This window comes from Belnapia arida (assembly GCF_016773205.1).
GTDB classification, from domain to species: domain Bacteria; phylum Pseudomonadota; class Alphaproteobacteria; order Acetobacterales; family Acetobacteraceae; genus Belnapia; species Belnapia arida.
Window position 1 is genome coordinate 1 of sequence record NZ_JAETWB010000123.1, and the last position, 2,427, is coordinate 2,427.

Sequence of the window (2,427 nt, forward strand, 5' to 3'; positions counted from 1 at the left end):
TACCCCGTGCCATGCCCGCCTCCTAACGCAGCCGCCGGACTACTCTACCGGCGGACCACTCCTAGGGGGTCAGGTCAGTCAATGGCGCGAACTGGCCGCAGTTTTGTTTGAGCTTGCACATAACCTAAAGTAGAGTTCGTTGCCGTTTTGCATGCGGGAGTGGCGAACTTGAAGACCGGTGAATACAGAGACGAACACAATAATACTGCACTTTTAGAAAGTGACATTGATCGCCCAGTGAAGTTTCAAGGCAACGGTAACATCGTGCGCGTAGGAAAAAACGTCATTTTAAAAGCTACAATTGATATACGGGGCGATAATAACACAGTCACCATTGGTGAATGGTCTGTAATTGATGGCTATATCGGCTTTATCCGGGTCAACGATGCTTGCGTAGACATAGGTCATCACACCACAATTGGTGGCGGATCCTCCATACAGCTCCACGAGACATCGCATGTTCACATCGGTGCTGATTGTATGATTTCCTCGTCGGTGCTCATTACTGTCAGCGATATGCATCCAATCTTCGATGAGATCACAGGCAATCGCATCAACCCTGGCGCGGCAGTCTCATTGGCAGACCACGTTTGGGTAGGCTACCGCTCTTATGTTGGCCGGGGCGCAAGCGTAGGCGCGGGATCTGTAATCGGTGCCCAATCTGTGGTGTCAGGGACTATACCGCCCAAGGTGACGGCGGCCGGAGTACCCGCGAGGGTCATCCGAGAGGGTATCCGCTGGGAGCGAAACTTCCCATCCGGTGATCGCATTATGCTGTGACGGTTGTGCGGTATTAGTTCCTCACCGGAATGGCCGACCCGCCGTGGATGAAACCTGTGCCAGGCTGGTGAGGTCCGTCGGCGGAGAGGTCGGCATCGTCATGGTGCGCACGAGCCCGCGTATTAGTTGGATCCGGGACGCCTGAAGCACCCCCGATTGCGCCATGGGCTGCGAGGTCCGGGAGCGCGCTGCCTAGATTTTGCACCCGGGACGTCCTGCGCTGGCGGCACAGAGGGAGGGAACGATGGAAGTTCTCCACCCGCGCTGCGCGGGTCTCGACGTGCACAAGGACAACGTGGTGGCGGCGGTTCGGCTGGCCGAGCTGGGCGGGGTGCGGACCGAGGTGCGCCGGTTCGACACCACCACGCCCGGGTTGCTAGCGCTGGGCGACTGGCTGGCCGAATGCGGCTGCACCATGCCGTGATGGAGGCGACCGGGGTGTACTGAAAGCCGGTTTGGCACGTGCTCTCGGACGGTGAACTGACGCTGGTTCTGGCCAACGCGGCGCATGTGAAGAACGTGCCTGGGCGCAAGACCGACGTGGCGGACGCGGCTTAGCTGGCCGACCTGCTAGCCCACGAGCTGGTGCGCGCCAGCTTTGTGCCGGACGCGCCGACCCAGGCAATGCGCGCGCTGCTGCGCACCCGCAAGTAGTTGGTCCGCGAGCAGTCCAGCCACGTGCAAAGGCGCAAAAGACGCTGGAAGATGCCAACCTCAAGCTCGCCTCGGTGCTCACCGACATCATGGGCCTGAGCGGCCGGGCCATCCCTGAGGCACTCGTCGCCGGCGAGACCGACCCCGAGAAGCTGCTCGCCCTGGTGCATCGCCGAGTAGAGGCCGAGCCGGCGCAGCTGAGTGCCGCCCTGAGCGGGCGCGTCGGCGACAGCCATCGCTTTCTGCTCCGCTTGCACCTCGGCCAATACGACGCGCTGGCGAAGGCGCTCGAGGCGATCGACCTCGAGGTGGAGCGTAACCTCGACCCTTTCCGTGATGCGGTCCGCCTGTTGCGGACCGTGCCCGGCATCGGCGACCTCGCCGCTCGGGCCATTGTGGCCGAGATCGGCAGCGACATGCGCCGCTTCCCTACTGCCGCGCACCTGGTGTCCTGGGCGGGTCTGTGTCCGCGCAACGACGAAAGTGCGGGCAAGCGCCGCTCCACCCGGTTGCGCAAGGGCGCACCGTGGCTAAAGACCGCCCTCATCCAGTGCGCCTGGGCCGCCAGCCGCAAGAAGGACGGCTACCTCCGCGCGCAGTTCCAGCGGGCCGGCCAGGGAAGCGCAGCGCGGCGAGTTCGTGCCACAGCTGGGCCGCGTTGCAGCAACCCTCCGCCCAGCGCCGCTCCAGGTGCTCGCGATAGGGATCGAGTAGGTTGCCGCGCGGTGGCCTGCGCCAGGTCCGCATGGCGCCCGCCTGGAGCCAGTGCCGGAGTGTCTTGCGGTCGGTGCCGACCTGCCGGGAGATGGCGTTGATCGAGGCGCCGGCCGCATGCAGCCGCACCGCCTCGTCGAAGCGGGCCTGCCGGCGTGCCCACCTCGCCTCGGCCCTGCGGACCCCCAGGTTCGGCCGAGCTGGGTCACGTCCGTCAACGTGGTGGAATTTGCTGATGGGCTGCGGGTGACCACGGCTCAGGCGGGCCGGGGTGGCAGT

Annotated in this window: 1 protein-coding gene and 2 pseudogenes; 2 read left to right on the forward strand and 1 reads right to left on the reverse strand. The window is 64.1% G+C overall.

What is annotated here, in order from left to right; genetic code table 11:
* The first annotated feature begins 168 nt into the window (after window positions 1–168).
* Window positions 169–780 carry an acyltransferase gene (locus JMJ56_RS32925; protein ID WP_202836090.1) on the forward strand — a complete coding sequence of 204 codons (612 nt, stop codon included), beginning with the start codon at window positions 169–171 and terminating at the stop codon, window positions 778–780.
* A 244-nt stretch (window positions 781–1,024) separates the two neighbouring features.
* Window positions 1,025–2,069: pseudogene (locus tag JMJ56_RS34640) on the forward strand (IS110 family RNA-guided transposase); the annotation flags it as partial.
* Here JMJ56_RS34640 and JMJ56_RS35975 read toward each other — a convergent pair.
* Window positions 1,978–2,427, reverse strand: a pseudogene (locus JMJ56_RS35975) (hypothetical protein); the annotation flags it as partial. The pseudogenes JMJ56_RS34640 and JMJ56_RS35975 sit on opposite strands and share 92 nt — an antisense overlap.